The organism is Actinomadura rayongensis, from assembly GCF_009831215.1.
Lineage (GTDB): Bacteria > Actinomycetota > Actinomycetes > Streptosporangiales > Streptosporangiaceae > Spirillospora > Spirillospora rayongensis.
This window is the reverse complement of the sequence record NZ_WUTW01000001.1, coordinates 1087700-1107368: the sequence shown is the minus strand read 5'-3', so window position 1 is coordinate 1107368 and position 19669 is coordinate 1087700. Positions and strand designations below refer to the sequence as shown.

General features: G+C 73.4%; 16 protein-coding genes. 1 reads left to right on the top strand and 15 read right to left on the bottom strand.

The window, feature by feature from the left end:
• Positions 1 to 25: 25 nt before the first annotated feature.
• Both GQ466_RS32655 and GQ466_RS05300 read right to left on the bottom strand, forming a co-directional pair.
• Positions 26 to 1192 (bottom strand): cellulose binding domain-containing protein, encoded by a 1167-nt coding sequence (locus tag GQ466_RS32655; RefSeq protein ID WP_161101605.1) that lies wholly within the window; start codon positions 1190 to 1192, stop codon positions 26 to 28.
• Positions 1193 to 1248: 56 nt separating this feature from the next.
• Complete coding sequence (locus tag GQ466_RS05300; RefSeq protein WP_161101604.1) at positions 1249 to 1635, bottom strand: hypothetical protein; 387 nt, start codon at positions 1633 to 1635, stop codon at positions 1249 to 1251.
• Between the two features lie 218 nt (positions 1636 to 1853).
• Here GQ466_RS05300 and GQ466_RS05295 point away from each other — a divergent pair, with 218 nt between their 5' ends.
• A complete protein-coding gene (locus GQ466_RS05295; RefSeq protein ID WP_161101603.1) occupies positions 1854 to 2195 on the top strand; it encodes an antibiotic biosynthesis monooxygenase family protein in 342 nt (113 codons plus the stop codon).
• Between the two features lie 3 nt (positions 2196 to 2198).
• Here the strand turns inward: GQ466_RS05295 and GQ466_RS05290 are convergent, their stop codons facing one another.
• The 13 genes from GQ466_RS05290 to GQ466_RS05230 form a co-directional block, all read right to left on the bottom strand.
• Positions 2199 to 2480: a GNAT family N-acetyltransferase gene (locus GQ466_RS05290; protein ID WP_161101602.1), complete on the bottom strand. Its 282-nt coding sequence runs from the start codon at positions 2478 to 2480 to the stop codon at positions 2199 to 2201.
• A gap of 20 nt (positions 2481 to 2500) precedes the next feature.
• Positions 2501 to 4078 carry a citramalate synthase gene (gene cimA / locus GQ466_RS05285; RefSeq protein WP_161101601.1) on the bottom strand — a complete coding sequence of 526 codons (1578 nt, stop codon included), beginning with the start codon at positions 4076 to 4078 and terminating at the stop codon, positions 2501 to 2503.
• 233 nt (positions 4079 to 4311) lie between these two features.
• The gene (locus GQ466_RS05280) at positions 4312 to 5412 is read right to left on the bottom strand and encodes a branched-chain amino acid aminotransferase (RefSeq protein ID WP_161101600.1); all 1101 of its coding nucleotides are present in this window, start codon (positions 5410 to 5412) and stop codon (positions 4312 to 4314) included.
• A 169-nt stretch (positions 5413 to 5581) separates the two neighbouring features.
• Positions 5582 to 6637: a 3-isopropylmalate dehydrogenase gene (locus GQ466_RS05275; protein ID WP_161101599.1), complete on the bottom strand. Its 1056-nt coding sequence runs from the start codon at positions 6635 to 6637 to the stop codon at positions 5582 to 5584.
• 382 nt (positions 6638 to 7019) lie between these two features.
• Complete coding sequence (serA, locus tag GQ466_RS05270; protein ID WP_161101598.1) at positions 7020 to 8609, bottom strand: phosphoglycerate dehydrogenase; 1590 nt, start codon at positions 8607 to 8609, stop codon at positions 7020 to 7022.
• A 167-nt stretch (positions 8610 to 8776) separates the two neighbouring features.
• Positions 8777 to 9379: a thymidylate synthase family protein gene (locus GQ466_RS05265; protein ID WP_337193327.1), complete on the bottom strand. Its 603-nt coding sequence runs from the start codon at positions 9377 to 9379 to the stop codon at positions 8777 to 8779.
• Between the two features lie 124 nt (positions 9380 to 9503).
• Positions 9504 to 11033 carry a DUF2079 domain-containing protein gene (locus GQ466_RS05260; protein ID WP_161101597.1) on the bottom strand — a complete coding sequence of 510 codons (1530 nt, stop codon included), beginning with the start codon at positions 11031 to 11033 and terminating at the stop codon, positions 9504 to 9506.
• A gap of 52 nt (positions 11034 to 11085) precedes the next feature.
• On the bottom strand, positions 11086 to 11637 hold the full coding sequence (locus GQ466_RS05255; RefSeq protein WP_161101596.1) for a PadR family transcriptional regulator: 552 nt from the start codon (positions 11635 to 11637) through the stop codon (positions 11086 to 11088).
• Positions 11638 to 11768: 131 nt separating this feature from the next.
• The gene (gene ilvC, locus GQ466_RS05250) at positions 11769 to 12752 is read right to left on the bottom strand and encodes a ketol-acid reductoisomerase (protein WP_161101595.1); all 984 of its coding nucleotides are present in this window, start codon (positions 12750 to 12752) and stop codon (positions 11769 to 11771) included.
• Positions 12753 to 12822: 70 nt separating this feature from the next.
• Positions 12823 to 13347: an acetolactate synthase small subunit gene (gene ilvN, locus GQ466_RS05245; RefSeq protein WP_161101594.1), complete on the bottom strand. Its 525-nt coding sequence runs from the start codon at positions 13345 to 13347 to the stop codon at positions 12823 to 12825.
• A 5-nt stretch (positions 13348 to 13352) separates the two neighbouring features.
• Positions 13353 to 15188: an acetolactate synthase large subunit gene (locus GQ466_RS05240; protein WP_337193395.1), complete on the bottom strand. Its 1836-nt coding sequence runs from the start codon at positions 15186 to 15188 to the stop codon at positions 13353 to 13355.
• Positions 15189 to 15383: 195 nt separating this feature from the next.
• On the bottom strand, positions 15384 to 18425 hold the full coding sequence (locus tag GQ466_RS05235) for a putative bifunctional diguanylate cyclase/phosphodiesterase (protein WP_161101592.1): 3042 nt from the start codon (positions 18423 to 18425) through the stop codon (positions 15384 to 15386).
• A gap of 398 nt (positions 18426 to 18823) precedes the next feature.
• Entirely contained in the window at positions 18824 to 19594 is a 771-nt protein-coding gene (locus GQ466_RS05230; RefSeq protein ID WP_161101591.1) for a DUF4253 domain-containing protein, read from the bottom strand.
• Between the last annotated feature and the right edge of the window lie 75 nt (positions 19595 to 19669).

Here is a 19669-nt window from a genome sequence, read left to right as displayed (position 1 = left end):
GGCTTCGGGCGGACATCCGGGCCGGTCAGAACCCGCAGGACCGTCCGTTGACCCGGCAGTCACGCGGCGTGGCGGGCGCGCCCTCGACGCCGAAGCGGACTTCCCAGGACGCACCGGCGGGAACCGGCGCGGCACCGGGCGCCGGCTGGATCTCGGCCTTCGCGCCGCCGTGGACGAGCCGTCCGCCCCAGACGTTCTTCACCTTGCCGTCCGGCGCGGTGAACGTGAGCTTCCATTTCCCGAGCGGCTTGCCGGTGGTGTTGGTGAAGACGATGCGGCCTTCGTAGTACCCGGCGTCCTGTTCCACGAGCTGGTAGGTCACGCCGCCGGTGCCGGTGACGACGGGCGCGGGCGGCTGCACGGGAGTCGGCGCGACCCCGGGCGGCGGCGACCCCGCGGTCGGTGCGCCGGTGGTCGGCACGGCGGCGGGCGGTGTGCCGGACGGCTGTGCCGACGGCGCGCCCGGCTCCTGCGACGGCGGGACGGAGGAGTTCGCGGACGGCGCCGCGACCGACGGCCCGCCCTTCGGCGTCCCGTCCCCCGACCGGTTCATGAACACGAGCACGCCCCCGGCGAGCAGCAGCACCAGCACCAGCGCCGCTCCCCCGCCGATCAGCAGCCCGCGACGGCCGCCGGACGGCCCCGGCGGCGGCACGGGCAGCGGCACGGGCAGCGGCACGGGCGACGGCACGGGCGGCGGTCCCGGCGGAAGCGTCGCGTCGGGCGGCGGCGCCGAATGAACGGCGGGCGGCCCGGGAGGCGGCGGGACGGGGACGGCGGGAGGGCGGGGCGGCATGGGCGGCGGCGGTGCGGCGGAGACCTCGGGACGCGGCGGCGGTGCGGTGGGCACCTCGGGACGCGGCGGAGGCGGCGGCGCGGCACTGGCCGCCACCACCGACACCGGCGGCGCGGGCGGCGCGGGCGGCTCCGGGGCGTCCTCGGCGCCGAACTGGGCCGTCCAGGGCCCGGGCTCGGGCACCGGACGGTCCACGATCGTCGCCGGCGCCTCCTCGTCCGGCTCGGCGTCGTCCTCGGGCAGGTCGGTGACCGTGGCGCCCGTCGGCGGCGCGTCGGCGAGCGTCGCGGGCGCCTCGTCGGTCAGGGTCTCGTCGGCCGCCGGGGCGCCGGGCACGGCGAACTCGGCGGTGGTCCTGTGGTCCGGGGGGACGTATCCGGGTTCCTCGCCGCTCACGTCGTCATCCTCCAGGGTCGCTCACCTGCATCCGACGACGGCGGAGCGCGTTCGGTTCACCGGGGCGCGGCGTTCTCCAGCGCCCGCCGCGCGGCCTGCCGCTGCTGCCGGTTGAGCATGTCGGTGATCAGCCCGATCCCGGCGGGCGTGGCGGCCTCGGGCGAGCCGGTGAGCCAGCGCGCGGCCTCGGCGAGCAGGACGCCGGGGTCGGGCGTCCCGGCGTCCGGCCGGTCGGCGAGGCTGTCGGCGAGCCGGCCGAGGACGGCGCCGAGCCGCAGCCGCGCGCCGGGGCGGCCCGCCTCGGCGGCCTCGCGGAACCACTGGGCGGCCGTCCAGAGGTCTCCGGCGCGTTCGCAGACCTCGCCGACGCGGAACGCGGCCTCGGCGTAGCGTCCGTCCGCGGCGGACCCGGGCGTGCCGGGGCTCCAGGATCGGACGTCCATGACGATCACTCCGTGGTGCGGTTCGGTTCCGGCACGGCACGGCCGGGGCCACATATCGTCGCGCCAGATGCACAAAAATGCCAGTACTTCTCCCGAATCCCCCAGGATTTTTCATACGAATCGAACAATCCGTCGAGGTCACAGCCGGTCACGGCCCCGGAACACCGAGCCGCCGCGGCCGGATATGGTCGTCCCGACCGCCGAGCCAAGGGGAGATCATGTCCGTCGTCAAGATCAACGTGCTGACCGTCGACCCCGCCCTGCGCGACGAGCTGGAGCGCCGGTTCGCCGGACGCGCCGGCCTGGTGGAGTCGGCCGACGGCTTCGAGGGGTTCGAGCTGCTGCGCCCGGTGGAGGGCACCGACCGCTACCTCGTCTACACGCGCTGGCGCAGCGAGGACGACTTCCGCGCCTGGACCGAGAGCCGGGCGTTCCAGCACGGCCACGCCCGCGCCGCCGCCGAGAGCGGCCACGGGCACGGCCTCGGCGGCCCCGCCTCGTCCGCCGCCGAGCTGTGGAGCTTCGAGATCGTGGAGACCGCCGCGCCGAAGGGCGCCTGACCGCTACCGGACGACGAGGTCCTGATAGTCGGGGTGCTTCTCGATCCACGCCCGGATGAACGGGCACAGCGGCACGACCCCGAGCCCGCGGGAGCGCACGTCGTCCAGCGCTCCCCGGGCCAGGGCCCCGCCCACGCCCTGGCCCTCGAAGGCGGGATCGACCTCGGTGTGGGTGAAGACGACGGCGTCCGGCCGCGTCCGGTACTCGGCGAATCCGGCGAGGACGCCGTCCTGGTGGATCTCGTACCGGCCCGCGGCGGCGTTGTCGGTGATCGTTCGGTTCATGCCCCGATTGTGCCCGGCGATCAGCCCGCCTCGTAGCCCGCGTTCAGCAGGCCGTAGCTCACGGCTTCTTCCAGCGCCTGCCAGGACGCGGCGATGACGTTGTCCTCGACGCCCACCGTCCCCCACTCGCGGGCGCCGTCGCTGGACTCGATGAGGACGCGGGTCCGCGCGCTCGTCCCGTGCGAGCCCTCCAGGATCCGGACCTTGTAGTCCACCAGCTCCATCGTCGCCAGCTCCGGGTAGAGGCGGCCGAGCGCGATCCGCAGCGCGTTGTCCAGCGCGTTGACCGGCCCGTTGCCCTCGCCGGTCGCGATGATCCGCTCGCCCTTGGCGTGGAGCTTGACGGTGGCCTCGCTGACCATGACGCCGTCCGCGCGGCGCTCCACGATCGTCCGCCACGACTCGACCTCGAAGTGCCGCTGCCGGACGCCGGTCAGTTCCTCGCGCAGCAGCAGCTCGAAGGACGCGTCGGCGGCCTCGAACGTGTGCCCGGTGGCCTCCAGCTCCTTCACCCGGTCCACGACCTGCTTGGCCTTCTCGCCCGACAGGTCGTAGCCCAGCTCGCGGCCCTTCAGCTCCACCGACGCCCGCCCGGCCATGCCGGACACGAGCATCCGCATGTCGTTGCCGACGGCCGCCGGGTCGATGTGCTGGTACAGGTCGGGGTCCACCTTGATCGCGGACGCGTGCAGCCCGGCCTTGTGCGCGAACGCCGACAGCCCGACGTAGGGCTGCTGCGAGCTGGGCGTCACGTTGGTGATCTCCGAGACGGCGTGCGCGATCCGCGTCATCCGGGCGAGCTGGTCCCCCGAGACGAGGTCCATGCCGCGCTTGAGCTGCAGGTTCCCGACCAGCGTGAACAGGTTGGCGTTGCCGCTGCGCTCCCCGTACCCGTTGGCGCATCCCTGGACGTGCGTGGCGCCCGCGCGGACGGCGGCGAGCGAGTTCGCGACCGCGCAGCCGGAGTCGTCGTGGCAGTGGATGCCGACGCGCGCGCCCGTCCCGACGACGTCGTGGACGATGTCGGCCAGCTCGTCCGGCAGCATCCCGCCGTTGGTGTCGCACAGCGCGATCACGTCCGCGCCCGCCTCGGCGGCCGTCCGGACGACCTCCAGCGCGTACGCCCGGTTGGCGCGGTAGCCGTCGAAGAAGTGCTCGGCGTCCAGGAACACCCGCCGGCCCTCCGCACGCAGGTGGGAGACCGTGTCGCGGATCATCGCGAGGTTCTCCTCCAGGGTCGTGCGCAGGGCCAGCTCGACGTGCCGGTCGTGGCTCTTGGCCACGAGCGTCACGACGCCGGCGCCCGAGTCGCGCAGCGCGGCCACCTGGGGGTCGTCGGCGGCGCGCGTTCCGGCCCGGCGGGTCGCGCCGAACGCGGTGAGCTGCGCGTTCTCCAGGTCGAGCTCGGTCAGAGCCCGCCGGAAGAACTCGGTGTCCTTGGGGTTGGCGCCGGGCCAGCCGCCCTCGATGAACCCCACCCCGAGCCCGTCGAGGTGCCGCGCGATCGCGAGCTTGTCGGCGACGGTGAGGTTCAGGCCCTCCTGCTGGGATCCGTCGCGCAGGGTGGTGTCGTAGAGGTGGAAGGCGTCGCGTTGCATGGGTCCTGGTGACCTTTCGGGGATGTTCCCGGCGGGAGACGGAGGCGCTGGAGGCAAACAAAAAGACCCCCCACGGACGTGAGAGGTCTGCGCGCCGGCGATGTCCCGTCAGGTGCCGACGCGCCAGCCGATAATGATCTGGCCGCTGCGCATGATGGTTCCAGTGTGCCACAGCGATCACACCGCCGTCACATGCCCGTCTCGGCTGGCGAGACGGGCATGCGGCGCCGACGTCAGACGATCTTGTGGACCCAGCCGTACGGGTCCGGACGGGTGCCGTACTGGATGCCGACCAGCTCCTCGCGCAACCGCATCGACACCGGGCCGGGCTCGGTGCCGATCGTCCACTCGCGGTCGGCGGCCTTCACCGTGCCGACCGGGCTGATGATCGCGGCGGTGCCGCAGCCGAACACCTCGGTGATCTGGCCGGACTCGCAGCCCGCCTGCCACTCCTCGATGCTGATCTTGCCCTCCTCGGCGGGGATGCCGAGGTCGGGCGCGAGCGTGAGCATCGAGTCGCGGGTGACGCCGGGCAGCAGCGTGCCGGTGAGGGCCGGGGTGAGCAGCCGCGCCTGCGCGCCCGAGCCGTAGACGAACATGAGGTTCATCGACCCGACCTCCTCGACCCAGCGGTGCTCCACCGCGTCGAGCCAGACGACCTGCTCGCAGCCGTTGGCGACGGCCTGCGCCTGCCCCGCGAACGACGCCGCGTAGTTGCCGCCGGTCTTGGCCTCGCCCGTCCCGCCGGCGGCGGCGCGCGTGTAGTCCTGCGACAGCCACACCGAGACGGGCTTGATCCCGTTCCGGTAGTACAGCCCCGACGGCGACGCGATCACCGCGAACGTGAACTCCTGCGCGGGCTGGTTCACGCCGAGCGCCCGCGTCGTGGCGAACATGAACGGACGCAGGTAGAGGCTGTAGCCCTCGGCCGTCGGCACCCAGTCGCGGTCGACCCGGACGAGCTGCTCCAGCGCCGCGACGAACAGGTCCTCGGGGATCTCCGGCATCGCCATCCGCCGCGCGGACCGGTTCATCCGGGCGGCGTTCATGTACGGCCGGAAGGTGACGATCGAGCCGTCGTCCTGCCGGTACGCCTTCAGGCCCTCGAACAGCTCCTGCGCGTAGTGCAGGACCTGGCTCGCCGGGTCCAGCGTGATCGGCCCGTACGGGCGCAGCCGCGCGTCGTGCCAGCCGCGCTCGGCGTCGTACTGGATCGTGACCATGTGGTCGGTGAAGGAGCGGCCCCACCCGGGGTCGGCCAGGATCCGCTCCCGCTCGGCGGCGGGGACGGGCTGCTCGGTCAGCGTGACGTCGAAGTCCGGGATGGTGCTCATCGCGTTGGTCCTCTCGCGGGTCGCCGCCCGGCCTCCTCGCCGCCGCGGCATGGTCCATCATCTGCCAAATCGACTCCTCGCGGCCACGGCGCACGACGAAAACCGGGCGCGCCGCGGGGGCGCGCCCGGAGTGTCGGGCCCGCCGGACGCCCGGCGGGGAGGCGCGCCGCTAGCCGGATACTCGCTTGGCGATGGCGTCGCCGATCTGCGCGGTGGAGCGGGCGCCGAGCCCGGCCCGCTCGCTCAGGTCGTCGGAGACGGCGCGCTCGACGCGGCGCGCCGCGTCCGCCGCGCCGACGTGGTCGAGGAGCATCGCGACGGACACGATCGTGGCGGTCGGGTCGGCCTTGCCCTGGCCCGCGATGTCGGGGGCGCTGCCGTGGACCGGCTCGAACATCGACGGCGCGGAGCCGGACGGGTTGACGTTGCCGGACGCGGCGAGCCCGATGCCGCCCGCGATGGCCGCGCCGATGTCGGTGATGATGTCGCCGAAGAGGTTGTCGGTGACGACGACGTCGAACCGCTGCGGCTGGCTGACGAAGAACATGGTGGCCGCGTCGACGTGGCAGTAGTCCACGCTGACCTGCGGGTACTCGGCGCCGACCTGCTTGACGATCCGCTGGTACAGCTCACCGGCGAAGGTGAGCACGTTGTCCTTGTGGACGAGCGTCAGCTTGCGGCGGGGCCGGGCCGCGGCCTTCTCGAACGCGTACCGGACGACCCGCTCCACGCCGAACGCCGTGTTGACGCTCTCCTGCGTGGCGATCTCGTGCGGCGTGCCCTTGCGCAGGACGCCCCCGACGCCGGTGTACGGCCCCTCGGTGCCCTCCCGGACGACGATCATGTCGATGTCGTCCGGCCCGACGTCGGCGAGCGGCGTCCGCACGCCCGGGAACAGCTTCACCGGGCGCAGGTTGACGTAGTGGTCCAGCTCGAACCGGGCGCGCAGCAGCAGCCCGCGCTCCAGCACCCCGCTCGGGACCGACGGGTCGCCGACCGCGCCGAGCAGGATGACGTCCTGGCCGCGCAGTTCCTCCAGCACCGCGTCGGGCAGGGTCTCGCCCGTCCGGTGCCAGCGCGCGGCGCCGAGGTCGTAGTGCGTCTGCTCGAACGTCAGACCGGACGCCGGGCCGACCGCCGCGAGGACCTTGAGTCCCTCGGCGACGACTTCCGGGCCGATCCCGTCACCGGGGATGACCGCGAGGCGGATGCTGCGGGAAGGCATGACGGCACTCTACTGCAAACGTCTCAGGAATTGGTCGTTGGTCTCAAAATTTGAGACGTCCGGGTCAGCCGCGCCGGTCCAGGGACTTCTGCAGGGCGGAGCGCAGGTCGCGGTCGGTGTCGTGGTCGTTCTGGTTCATGGCGTGCTCCATCCGGGCGAACGGTGTCGGGTTTGCGGCGCCGGGCCGGCTGCGTGGATCGCACGGCGTGGCTCCGGACGGGACCGGCGGGGCGGGCGGACGGTGGTCGCGTGCCGTCGCGGGTCCCTTCCACGGTACCTCCGGCGCGGCGGAACGTCCCACCAGGTGTCCGCCTATCTCACATGCTGAGACGAAAACGGCCCCCGCGTCCGACGGACGCGAGGGCCGTACGACCAGGTGAGATCAGGCTTCGAGGTCCACCCGGCGGCCCATGTCCGCGCCGACCTCGGCCGAGATCGCGTCCACGAGCTGCGTCGGTACGGCCGAGTCGACGGTCAGCGCGATCAGCGCCTTGCCGCCCTTGGCGTCCCGGCCGACCTGCATGCCGGCGATGTTGACCTGCGCGTCGCCGAGCAGCTTGCCGACCGCGCCGACGATGCCGGGCCGGTCGGTGTAGGAGAAGAACGCCATGTGCGCGGTGGGCACCAGCTCCATCGCGTACCCGTTGATCTCGATGATCCGCTCGGCGTGCCGGGGGCCGGTCAGCGTGCCCGACACCGAGACGACCGCGCCGTCGGCCATGGTGCCGCGCACCTGGACGACGTTGCGCCAGTCGGGGCTGTCCTCGCTGGTGGTCAGCGTGACCTCGACGCCCCGGTCGCGGGCGAGCAGCGGCGCGTTGACGAACGTGACCGACTCCTCGGTGACGTCCAGGAAGATGCCCTTCAGCGCGGCCAGCTCCAGCACCTTGACGTCGTGCGCGGTGATCTCGCCGCGCACCACGACGTCCAGCCGGACCGGGACGCCCCCGGCGAGCGCGGTGAAGATGCGGCCGAGCTTCTCGGCGAGCGGCAGGCCGGGCTTGACGTCCTCGGCGACGGCGCCGCCCTGGACGTTGACGGCGTCCGGCACGAACTCGCCCGACAGCGCCAGCTTGACCGAGCGCGCGACCTGCGTGCCCGCCTTCTCCTGCGCCTCGTGGGTGCTCGCGCCGAGGTGCGGGGTGACGACCACGCTGTCGTGGTGGAACAGCGGGCTCTCGGTGCAGGGCTCGGTGCTGAACACGTCGATGCCCGCGCCCGCGACCCGGCCGTCCTTGATCGCCAGGTCCAGCGCGGCCTCGTCCACGATCCCGCCGCGCGCGGCGTTCACGATGCGGACCGACGGCTTGACCTGGTGCAGCTCGCGGTCGCCGATGAGGCCGAGGGTCTCGGGCGTCTTCGGCAGGTGGACGGTGATGAAGTCGCTCTCGCGCAGCAGCTCGTCCAGCGTGACGAGCTTGACGCCGAGCTGCGCCGCGCGGGCGGCCTGCACGTACGGGTCGTAGGCGACGACGTTCATGTCGAACGCGGCGAGGCGCTGGGCCACGAGGACGCCGATGCGGCCGAGGCCGAGGACGCCGACGGTCTTGCCCGCCAGCTCGACGCCGGTGTACTTGGAGCGCTTCCACTCGCCCTGCTTGAGGGCGGCGTGGCCCTGTGGCACGTTCCGGGCGGTGGCCAGCAGCAGCGCGATGGCGTGCTCGGCGGCGGTGACGATGTTGGACGTGGGCGCGTTGACGACCATGACGCCGGCCTTGGTGGCGGCCTCCACGTCGACGTTGTCCAGGCCGACGCCCGCGCGCGCCACGACCCGCAGCCTGCGGGCGGCGGCGAACACCTCGGCGTTGACCTTGGTGGCGCTGCGGACGATCAGCGCGTCGACGTCGGCGACGGCGGGGAGCAGCAGGCCGCGGTCGGCGCCGTCGACGTGCCGGACCTCGAAGTCCGATTCGAGGACGGCGATGCCGGCCGGGGAGAGTTCTTCTGCGACGAGGACGACGGGCTTGCTCAAGGAAGAGTCCTTACACACGTGGGCTTGTGGGGTGCTGTGATGCCGCGAGTCCACCTCGTCGTGCGCTCGCCTCCAGCGAGTCTATCCCCCGGGCGCGCAGCCGTTCGCGACTGCGGTGACACACACCCGAACACCCTATATGCCGTGTAAATCCGTAATTCCCGGAATCACGCGGCATGCGGTTCGGGCTGCGCCGCCAGGACCTCCGCCACCCGGTCGATGTCGCCGATCTCGACGTGCGGGACGTCCGCGAAGATCCGCAGCGGCCCCGGCGGCAGCCCCAGCTCGGCCGCCACCCGCACCCCGACCGCGTGCAGCGGGATGCACGTCAGGTACGCCAGGCTCACGTTCAGGGTCCGGAACATGGCCGTCATGACCAGCCGGTAGCCCCGGATCCGGAACGACAGCGCCGTCACGCCCGGCATCGCCTCGCCCGGGACGGTCAGCGAGATCCACGCGCTCGTCGTCCACGGCCGCGCCCGCAGCAGCTCCACCACCCAGCGGAGCTGCCCCGCGCCGTGCGCGCCGCCCGTCCCGGCGGGCAGCGGGGCCGGCTCCCGGTCGCGCGCCCGCGCGATCAGCCGCCGGTCCCCGAACTCGCGCAGGACGGGGTCCTCCCAGCTCAGGGAGGCGATCTCGAACATGATCGGCGGCCCTTCGATGACGGGTCCGGGATCGTCCATCCCGGCCTCGCCCGCCGCCCACACGTGCCGCAGGAGTCCGATCCAGGCTCCGCCGCAGGTCTCATAGCGGTGGACTCCGAACTCCACCGCGCGTTCCCGGCCTCCGCGATCAGTCACCAGCCTCGCCCCAACCGCCGCTCGGGGCGCGGGCTACGGGAGTGACGCTGCTGCGCTGCGAGACGCGCCGCGGCCCTCACGACTTCTGTTGTAATTATCGGTCAGAGAACGCGAAATGGGTAGGGATTTCTTTCCACGGAGCCATCCGCTCTCGCGCGGCGGCGTCGCCCCGCAGGATCACGAAGCCCCCGTCGCGGTAGACCTCCCGGTAGCCGGCGTCCCGCAGGGCCCGCACGCGCTCGCGCTGCCGCTCGACCGAGCCGAACGGGAACTCGTGCGCCCCGACGTCGGCGGCGACCCACTCGGCCCCGCGCGGGACCTGGTCCCACAGCAGGACGCGGGCGCGCCCGGTGAGCGCCGGGCCGAGGTGGTTGGCGGCCTCGACCTCCACGCCGGCCGGGACGTGCGCGACGGCCCGCGCGGCGGCGGCGCCCCGCGCGTCCCGGACGTACAGGCTCGGCTCGGCCAGCTTCTTGAACCCGAAGACCGGGACGAGCGCGCACGTCACGCCGAGGATCCCCCCGAACACCGCCCGGCCGTTCCAGCGCGGGCCCGCGCGGTCGCGCAGCCGGGCGGCGCCGTCGGCGGCGGCGAGCGCGAGGACCGCGACCAGGAAGGCGTTGTAGTGGTAGTGCGGCTCCCACCAGTTCTCGAACCGGTCGGCGAGCATCCGCTCGGCCAGCAGCGGCACGACCGCGAGCGTCAGCGGCGACAGCAGCGGGAGCAGCAGGAACGGCAGGACGAGCAGCCCCATCGTCGCGAGCTTCTCCGGCGGGGCGCCGAGCGCGAGCACGAAGTCCCAGGGCCGGGTGACGGCGTGCCGCGCGACGCCCGGAAGGTCGTCGCCGAGCCGCCCGTAGGCCCAGTAGTAGGCGTTGTCGCCGCCGAACTCGGCGATGAGGACCCGGGACGCCACCCAGGTCGCCGCGAGCCCGCAGCCGGCGAACAGGGCGCCCGCGCGCCGCTCCCCGCGCCGGGTCAGCAGGACGAGCCCGAACCCGGCGACGAGCAGCCCCATGTCCTCCTTGGCGAGCAGCAGCGCGGCGGCGGCGAGGACGGCCTGCCCGCGCCGTCCGGCGTCCCAGCGCTCGATCATCAGCGCCGAGAGCAGCGGGACGAACGCGACCTCGTGGAAGTCGAACGCCAGCGCCTCGGCGACCGGCCACGACAGCGCGTACGCGGCGGCGACGGCGTAGGCGGCGCGCTCGCCGACCCGCCGCGCCGCGAAGAGGAACACCGGCACGATGGCGAGCGCGAACAGCACGGCCTGCGCGGTCAGCAGCGTCGCGGGCCCGTCGTGCAGCCGGTAGAACGGCGCGAGGACGGCCAGCAGCGGCGAGAAGTGGTCGCCGAGGATCGAGAAGTCCGGCCCGAAGCCGTTGTGGACGCCCTTCACCGGCGCGACCGGCGCCCCGAACCGGCTGTAGGACCGGACGGCCTGGTCGAAGATCACCAGATCGTAGGTGGTGGTGCGGAACGTCCGCAGGCGCAGCAGCGCGTAGACCGTGTAGACGACCGCCGCCCCGGCCACGAGCGCGACGAGCGCCGGACGGGGCCGGGATGCGCGAGGCGTCCGGCCGGACCGCGCGGCCCGCCTCTCCCCCACCGTGAACGCCTCGGCCACGTGCCCGGACGCTACCAGGACCCGGCGCCGCGCGCGCGTCCGGTCCCGCCCCTCAGCGGCCGGGTTCGGGGCCGCCCGCGGGCTGCGGCGCGGCGACGGCCTCGCAGTGGTCGAGCCAGCGGACCTCGGCCTCCGCCTGGAAGATCATCGAGTCGAGCACCAGGCCCCACGCGCGGGCCTCCCGGTCGGCGGGGGCGCGGTCGGCGTCGGCGCGGGCGCGGGTGAGGTCGCGCAGCGTGCGCAGGGTGGCGGCGCGCTGGATGCGGACGACGTCGGCGACGTCCACGCCCGGGGTCGTCACGGCCATCGCGAGCTTGATCGCCAGCTCGTCGCGGGGCCGGTCGGCGCGCGCGATCGGGGTGGCGAACCAGCCCTGGACGTCGTCCCGCCCGGCCGGGGTGATGCGGTAGACGAGGCGGCCCTCGCGGTCGGCGCCGACCCGGGTGATCAGGGCGTCGCGTTCGAGCCGCGCGAGCGTGGAGTAGACCTGCCCGATGTTCAGGGGCCAGGACGCCCCCGTGGAGGACTCGAAGTCGGCGCGGAGCTGGTAGCCGTAGCGGGGGCCGCGGGCCAGGAGCGCGAGCAGGCCGTGACGGATCGACATGCCAGCCAAGTATGCATACCGCGTATCCGGCGAGCAATACCGCGTATGCAGAACGGTGCGTGTCGTCCCGAAAACAGCGGGTCCGCCGCCCCCGGCGAGGGGAACGGCGGACCCGGTGCGACAGCCGACGGTCAGTCGTTGAGCCAGCTCATCATCGGACGCAGGGTCGCGCCCGTCTTCTCGATCGGGTGCTCGGCCAGCTCCTGCCGGAACTTGCCGAACTGCGCCTGGCCGCCCTCGAACTCGGCCATCAGCTCCTTGGCGAACTCGCCGGACTGGATCTCGGCGAGGATCCGCTTCATCTCGGCCTTCGTCTCGGCCGTCACGACGCGCGGGCCGCGCGTGTAGCCGCCGAACTCGGCGGTGTCCGACACCGACCAGTACATCTTCGACACGCCGCCCTCGTAGATCAGGTCCACGATGAGCTTCATCTCGTGCAGGCACTCGAAGTAGGCGACCTCGGGCTGGTAGCCCGCCTCGATCAGCACCTCGAACCCGGTCTTGATCAGCTCGGACACGCCGCCGCACAGCACGGCCTGCTCGCCGAACAGGTCGGTCTCGGTCTCCTCGGTGAACGTGGTGCGGATGCCGCCCGCGCGCAGGCCGCCGATGCCCTTGGCGTAGGACAGCGCCAGCGGCCAGGCGTTCCCGGACGCGTCGGACTCGACGGCCACGATCACCGGCACGCCGCGCCCGGCGGTGAACTGGCGGCGCACGAGGTGGCCGGGGCCCTTCGGCGCGACCATGCAGACGTCCACGCCCGCCGGCGGCTCGATCAGCCCGTAGCGGATGTTCAGGCCGTGGCCGAAGAACAGCGCGTCGCCCTCGACCAGTGCGGGCTTGATGTCCTTCTCGTAGATCCCGCGCTGGAGGTGGTCCGGCGCCAGGATCATGATCAGGTCGGCCTCCTCGGCGGCCTCGGCCGGGGTGAGGACGCGCAGGCCCTCGGCCTCGGCCTTCTCGCGGCTCTTGGAGCCCTCCGGGAGGCCGATCCGGACGTCCACCCCCGAGTCCCGCAGGGACAGCGCGTGCGCGTGCCCCTGGCTGCCGTACCCGATGACCGCGACGTGCCGGCCCTGGATGACGCTCAGGTCCGCGTCGTCGTCATAGAACATCTCAGCCACTGTGCTGCTCTGCCTTTCGTTGTGTGCGGTCCACGCGGCCGGGCGGGCCGGGTCCGTGGGGTCAGGCGCTGCGCTCGATCGCGCGCAGCGACCGGTCGGTGATGGAGCGGGCGCCGCGGCCGATGGCCACCATGCCCGACTGCACCAGCTCCTTGATGCCGAACGGTTCGAGGATGCGGATCAGCGCGTCCAGCTTGTCGCGGTTGCCGGTCGCCTCGACGGTCACCGCGTCCGGCGCGACGTCGACGACCTTCGCGCGGAAGAGCTGGACGGTCTCCAGCACCTGCGAGCGGGTCTCGGCGTCCGCGCGGACCTTGATGAGCACCAGCTCGCGCTGCACCGAGGTCCCCGGGTCCAGCTCGACGATCTTCAGGACGTTCACCAGCTTGTTGAGCTGCTTGGTGACCTGCTCCAGCGGCAGGCCCTCGACGTTCACCACGATCGTCATCCGGGAGATCTCCGGGTGCTCGGTGGTGCCGACGGCCAGCGACTCGATGTTGAACCCGCGGCGGGCGAACAGGGCCGCGACGCGCGTGAGGATGCCGGGGGTGTTCTCCACCAGCACCGACAGGGTGTGCTGCGTCATCGCGGTCAGTCTCCGTTCTCCCACTCGGGGGCCAGGTCCCGAGCGATCTTGATGTCGTCGTTGGAGGTGCCGGCCGCGACCATCGGCCAGACCATCGCGTCCGGGTGGACGACGAAGTCGATCACGACCGGGGTGTCGTTGATCTCCATCGCCTTGGCGATGACGGCGTCGACGTCCTCGGGCCGCTCGCACCGGAGCCCGACGCAACCGTACGCCTCCGCCAGCTTCACGAAGTCGGGGACCCGGTTGGTGTGCAGCTTGGTGTTGGAGTAGCGGCCCTCGTAGAACAGGGTCTGCCACTGGCGGACCATGCCGAGGTTGCCGTTGTTGATGACGGCGATCTTGACCGGGATGCCCTCGACGACGCAGGTCGCCAGCTCCTGGTTGGTCATCTGGAAGCAGCCGTCGCCGTCGATCGCCCAGACCTGGGTGTCGGGCGCGCCGACCTTGGCGCCCATCGCGGCCGGGACGGCGTAGCCCATCGTCCCGGCGCCGCCGGAGTTCAGGAACGCGCCCGGACGCTCGTACTTGATGAACTGCGCGGCCCACATCTGGTGCTGGCCGACGCCCGCGACGTAGTAGGCGTCCGGGCCGACGAGCGCGCCGATCCGCTCGATGACCTGCTGCGGGGACAGCGAGCCGTCCTCGGGCAGGTCGTAGCCGAGCGGGTAGGTGTCGCGCCAGGCGTTGAGCTGCCGCCACCAGGCCGCGTAGTCGCCGGTCCGGCCCGCGTCGTGCTCGGCCTGCACCGCGACGATCAGGTCCGCGATGACCTCGCGGGCGTCGCCGACGATCGGGACGTCCGCGTGCCGGTTCTTGGAGATCTCCGCCGGGTCGATGTCGGCGTGGACGACCTTGGCGTCCGGCGCGAAGGTGTCCAGCATCCCGGTGACGCGGTCGTCGAACCGGGCGCCGATCGCGACGAGCAGGTCCGAGCGCTGGAGCGCCCCGACCGCGCCGACCGTGCCGTGCATGCCGGGCATGCCCATGTGCTGCGGGTGGCTGTCGGGGAACGCGCCCTTGGCCATCAGCGTCGTGACGACCGGGACGCCCGTCAGCTCCGCGAGGACCTTCAGCTCCGCCGACGCGCCCGCCTTCAGGACGCCGCCGCCGACGTAGAGCACCGGCCGCTCCGCCCCGGTGATCAGCCGTGCCGCCTCCCGGACCTGCTTGGAGTGCGGCCGGGTCACCGGACGGTACCCGGGCAGGTGCATCTGGACGGGCCACTCGAAGTCGAACGTGGCCTGGAGCGCGTCCTTGGCGATGTCCACCAGGACCGGGCCCGGACGGCCCGTCGAGGCGATGTGGAACGCCTCCACGATCGTCCGGCCGATGTCCTTGGCGTCGGTGACGAGGAAGTTGTGCTTGGTGATCGGCATCGTGATCCCGGCGATGTCGGCCTCCTGGAAGCCGTCGGTGCCGATCAGCGACGTCGCGACCTGCCCGGTGATCGCCACCAGCGGGACGGAGTCCATGTAGGCGTCGGAGATCGGGGTCACGAGGTTCGTCGCGCCCGGGCCGCTCGTCGCCATGCAGACGCCGACCTTCCCGGTCACCATCGCGTAGCCCTGCGCCGCGTGCCCCGCGCCCTGCTCGTGCCGGACGAGGATGTGCCGCAGCTTCACCGAGTCGTAGAGCGGGTCGTAGGCCGGGAGGATGGCGCCGCCGGGAATGCCGAACACGGTGTCGACGCCGACGTTCTCCAGGGCGCGCACCAGCGCCTGGGCTCCCGTCATCTGTTCGGTCGTCATGTCCTTGGGTTTCCTTGGGGAGGGGTGGGGCCTTCCGAACGCGGAGGCTGGAGAGGCAGCACGGCCAACAAAAAACCCCCGCCGCCGGATGGCGGTCGAGGGGCGCGCGCAGGGGTGAAGACTTGATCAGCCTGCGCGCCGACCAAGTACTACGATGAGGTTGAGACTGCTCTGCACGTAGGCCACTCTCGCCGACTTCGCCGCCACGGTCAAATCCGTGGACACAATATCTCAGCTCGTGAGACGGACATCCCGCCGGGGGCGCGTCCGGGCGAAAACCGCCGGTCAGCCGGGTGACAGCGCCGAGCCGGCCGCCGAGTCCGCCTGCTCCCCCGCGTCGGTGAGGCCGTCCGCGCCGAGCGGGCGGCCCGGACGCAGGTTGGTGCGCACCAGCGGCTCCACCCGGCCGACCGTCATCGGGCGGGCCACCAGGAACCCCTGCCCGCGCGGGCAGCCCATCGCGCGCAGCCGGTCCAGTTGCTCGGGCCGCTCGATGCCCTCGGCGACCACCGTCAGCCCGAGGTCGCGGCCGAGCCGGACGATCGTCTCGGTCAGCAGCGTCAGCGTCTCGTCCGAGCCGAGGCCCGCCACGAACGACGGGTCGATCTTGATGATGTCGACCGGGAGCTGCCCGAGGTAGGCCAGCGAGGCGTACCCGGTGCCGAAGTCGTCGATCGCCAGCCGGACGCCGAGGTCGCGCAGCGCCGACAGCCGCCGGACGTTCTGCCCGCCGTCCTCGACCAGGACCTCCTCGCGGACCTCGACCGTCAGCGCCTGCGGCGGCAGCCCGGTCTCGGCCAGCGCCTCGGCGACCGACTCCACGAAGCGCGGCGCGGCGATCTGCCGGGCGGTGAAGTTCACCGACAGGCCGACCTCGAACGACTCCTCGCGCCACCGCGCGACCTCGCGGCACGCGCGGCGCAGCACCCAGTCGCCGAGCGGGATCATCAGCCCGGACTCCTCGGCGGGCGCGATGAACTCCTCGGGCGGCACCGACTCCCCGGCCCGCCACCAGCGCACGAGCGCCTCCACGCCGGTCACGCGGGACGTCGCCAGCTCCACCACCGGCTGGAACTCGACGGTGAACTGCTCGTCGGCGAGGGCGCGCTGCAGGTCGCTGCCGAGTTCGAGGCGCCGGACGACGTCGGTGTGCATGTGCGGCGCGTACACCTCGACGCGGGCGCCGCCGAGCTCCTTGGCCCGGGCCATCGCGAGGTCGCCGTTGCGGATGAGGTCGGCGGCGTCCCGGCGGAGCCTGCGGCCCGCGTCCCCCCGGTCGGGGTCGCCGCCGCCCGCGCTCACGTCGCCGACGCCGACGTCGCCCGCGAACGCGATGCCGATGCTCGCCGACAGCGCGATGTCCTTGCCGCCCACCCGGTACGGCTCGGCCGACAGCAGCCGCAGCATCCGCTCGGCCAGCTCGACCGCGGCCTGCGAGTCCGTGCCGCCCGGGCCGTCGGGGGGGAGCTGGACGAGCACCGCGAACTCGTCCCCGCCCCAGCGCGCGACCGTGTCGTCGGCCTGGACCGTGCCGCGCAGCCGCCGCGCGGCCTGCGCGAGGACCTGGTCGCCCGCCGCGTGCCCGGCCGAGTCGTTGACGGCGGTGAACCCGTCGATGTCCACGAACAGCACCGCGACGCGTCCCTCGTCCGGACGGGACAGGACCTCGCGGGTGCGCTCCTCGAAGTACGCGCGGTTCGGCAGGCCGGTGAGGCCGTCGTGGAAGGTCAGGTGCGCGACCTGGCGCTGGAGGGCGGCCTGCTCGCTTAGGTCGCGGGTCGTGATCAGCAGGCTGGGCGCGCCGAGGCCGCCGTAGCGGGAGATCGTGGACTCGGTGGGCAGCCAGGTGCCGTCCGCCGCCCGGACGCGGCACGCCACCCGCATCGAGCCGGGCGGGACGAAGCCGGGCCCGGCGTCCTCGGCCTCGGGGGCGTCGGCGTCGGGGTCGGTGCCGACGAAGGAGAGGAACGCGGCCCGGACGCGCGGCAGGTCCTCGGGGTGGACGACCTCGTGCAGCGAGCGGCCGACCAGCTCGTCCGGCGTGTACCGGTACGTCCGCAGCGCGCCGCCGCTCGCGAACTGCACGACGCCGTCGGTGTCGCAGATGACCACGGCGTCGTTGATGCTCTCCGACAGGGCGCGGAAGTCGTCGTCGCCCGCCGCGACCGTGCGGCGCAGCGCGTCGTTCTCGCGCAGCAGCGCCGCCAGCCGGGCCAGCAGCACGAGCGTCGCGAGGCCCGCGACGATCGACACGACCGGCTCCATGCCGTGCTCGGCGGTCAGCGAGCGGCCCGCCACGAACAGCGCCGCCGCCGCGGCCACCGCCGCGACGCCCACGCCCGGGCCGATCATGCGGCCGGGCGGCTCGGCGGGGGCGCCCGGGTCGCCGGGCTCGGCGGCGCGGCCCGTCCACGGGACGAGCAGCAGCAGCGCCAGGCCCGCGATGCGCAGGATGTCGGACGGGTCGTCGGCCGGGTCCCCGCCGCGCAGCCGGACGACGGTCGTCACGATGTCGGCGACGGCGAACGCGCCGAGCGCCCCGTAGCCCATCCACGCCGAGCGGCGCCCGCCGCGCGCGGCGCCGAGCACGAACGGCAGCGCCCCGCAGACGAGCACGATGTCGATCAGCGGGTACAGCAGCTCCAGCAGGAACGACGACGCCGACTCGCCCGACCGGTGGTACAGGTCCCCGAACAGCGCGACCCAGCCGAGGACGAACAGGGCGCTGCCGCAGACGTAGGTGTCGGCGACGTAGCGGACCCACGTCCCGGCGTCGCGCGGCGGCCGGATCGGCGCGATCAGCCCCGCGACCAGCGCGATCACCGCGCCGAGGTAGAACAGGTCGGGCGCCGACAGCGACAGCGCGCTGCGGGACTGGACGGTCGCGGAGATCGCCGACCCGATCGCGCCCGCGCACCACGCCGCCGCGCCGAGCCCGAACCAGCGCCAGGACGTGCGGCGCGGGTGCGGCGCGGCGGGCTCGGGGTCCCCGGACGCCCGGTCACCGCCGAAGCGCGGGATCCCCGCCCGCAGGCCGCGCCGGAACACCCCGACGGGACCGGGCTCGGCGACGGCCTGCGCGACGGCCTTGGCCGGGACGGGCGGCGGCGCGGGCTCGGGGTCGTCGGACGGCGGCCCGGGACGGCGCCGGGAGGCCAGCAGCAGGGACGCGGCGGCGGCGCCCGCCGCGACGGCCTCGGTCCAGGCGAGGAACGCGACGCCGCCCCACTCCAGCACCGAGCCGAGCGCGTACACGACGGCCGCGGCGGCGACCAGGGCGACGGGCACCGCGCCGCGCGGTGCCCGCCTGGGAAAGCCGCCGCTCATCGCGCCTCGTGTCCCTTCCTGCCCCTCGGGGAAGGGGCGTCCCACGGTCGTTCGCGGGACTGGTGGTGGATTTGTCGGTGATTCGTGCCCGGCGCCCGGACGAACGTCCGGAGCCGGGTGGACGTGCCCGGCGCGGTGGCGCGGTCGCTCGGTCCCGGACCGCGCGAGGCCGGACCAGCGCCGTTGCTGCGGTGCGGGATCACCGTGATGTTCACCGTACGTTCCGTAGGTCACGGTGCGATTGAGGCTCAGCCTCCACCCGGCGACAAAGGGCGGCGCGGAACCGCCCGCCGACGGGCAAACCCCCTGATCATGGGCCAGAGAGCGCGGCCGTGGACCGTACCGATCCGCCAGGGCCACCGAACCGCACAGCGACGGACATCACGCCCTTTCGCTGGTCAATCCCACCAGAACGTCCAGCAGCGGGTGTCGACCAGCGCGTCGGCGTACGCGTCCAGGCCGAGGCCGCTCTGGTCGATGTTGTCCGGGCAGAACGCGTAGTGCTCGGCGGCGACCGCGCGGGCGTGCTCGACCGTCGCGGGCGGCGCCGCGACCGACAGGTTCAGCGTGTCGAAGCCGACCTCCACGACCCGCGCGCCGAACCGGTCCTCCCAGGAGCGGACGACGGCCGCGAGGTCGCCGATGGCGTTGGTGTGGTTGCACGGGCCGTCCCAGCCCGACATGGCGAGCGCGTCCGCGCCCCGGTCCACCGGGACCAGGCCGACGCGCCGCTTCTCGCCGAGGAACAGGGCCAGCTCGCGGGCCTCCTCGTCGGGGTCGCCCGCCATCGTTCCGGGCGCCGCGAGGCCCGGCCAAGCGCCGGACGGGCCGTCGTCCTCCAGGTACTCGGCCCACAGCTCGGCCAGCGCCTCGCCCGGATCGACCTCGTCCACGTCGTCGACCGGGACGAAGCCCAGCTCCTCGGCCAGCCACGGCCGCGTCGTGTCGCCGCTGAGGCCGCTCAGCAGCAGCGGGTAGAGGCCGGTCTTCTCGCGTTCGCCGTAGAGCCGCGTCCACAGCCCGGACGCGTCGGGAAGCTCGTCCGCGGTGAGCCACAGGATCGGGCGGCCCGCCCAGCGCGGCTCGGTGAATCCGTCGCACGCGCGGACGACAACGCCCGCGGGGAGCCCGTCCGGGACGGACGGAAACGGGGGGTGAATGACTGCCATGCGGGAACCGTAGCCGCCGCCCCCGACAGTCCGGGCGGAAATCCCGTGGCGGCCCGGCGACCGCCACGGGACTCC

Coding starts and splice junctions, on each gene's coding strand:
- GQ466_RS05300 (WP_161101604.1), bottom strand. CDS start 1,635: ATGGACGTCCGATCCTGGAGCCCCGGCACGCCCGGGTCCGCCGCGGAC.
- GQ466_RS05295 (WP_161101603.1), top strand. CDS start 1,854: ATGTCCGTCGTCAAGATCAACGTGCTGACCGTCGACCCCGCCCTGCGC.
- GQ466_RS05290 (WP_161101602.1), bottom strand. CDS start 2,480: ATGAACCGAACGATCACCGACAACGCCGCCGCGGGCCGGTACGAGATC.
- cimA (WP_161101601.1), bottom strand. CDS start 4,078: ATGCAACGCGACGCCTTCCACCTCTACGACACCACCCTGCGCGACGGA.
- GQ466_RS05280 (WP_161101600.1), bottom strand. CDS start 5,412: ATGAGCACCATCCCGGACTTCGACGTCACGCTGACCGAGCAGCCCGTC.
- GQ466_RS05275 (WP_161101599.1), bottom strand. CDS start 6,637: ATGCCTTCCCGCAGCATCCGCCTCGCGGTCATCCCCGGTGACGGGATC.
- GQ466_RS05255 (WP_161101596.1), bottom strand. CDS start 11,637: ATGTCGATCCGTCACGGCCTGCTCGCGCTCCTGGCCCGCGGCCCCCGC.
- ilvC (WP_161101595.1), bottom strand. CDS start 12,752: ATGTTCTATGACGACGACGCGGACCTGAGCGTCATCCAGGGCCGGCAC.
- ilvN (WP_161101594.1), bottom strand. CDS start 13,347: ATGACGCAGCACACCCTGTCGGTGCTGGTGGAGAACACCCCCGGCATC.
- GQ466_RS05235 (WP_161101592.1), bottom strand. CDS start 18,425: ATGAGCGGCGGCTTTCCCAGGCGGGCACCGCGCGGCGCGGTGCCCGTC.
- GQ466_RS05230 (WP_161101591.1), bottom strand. CDS start 19,594: ATGGCAGTCATTCACCCCCCGTTTCCGTCCGTCCCGGACGGGCTCCCC.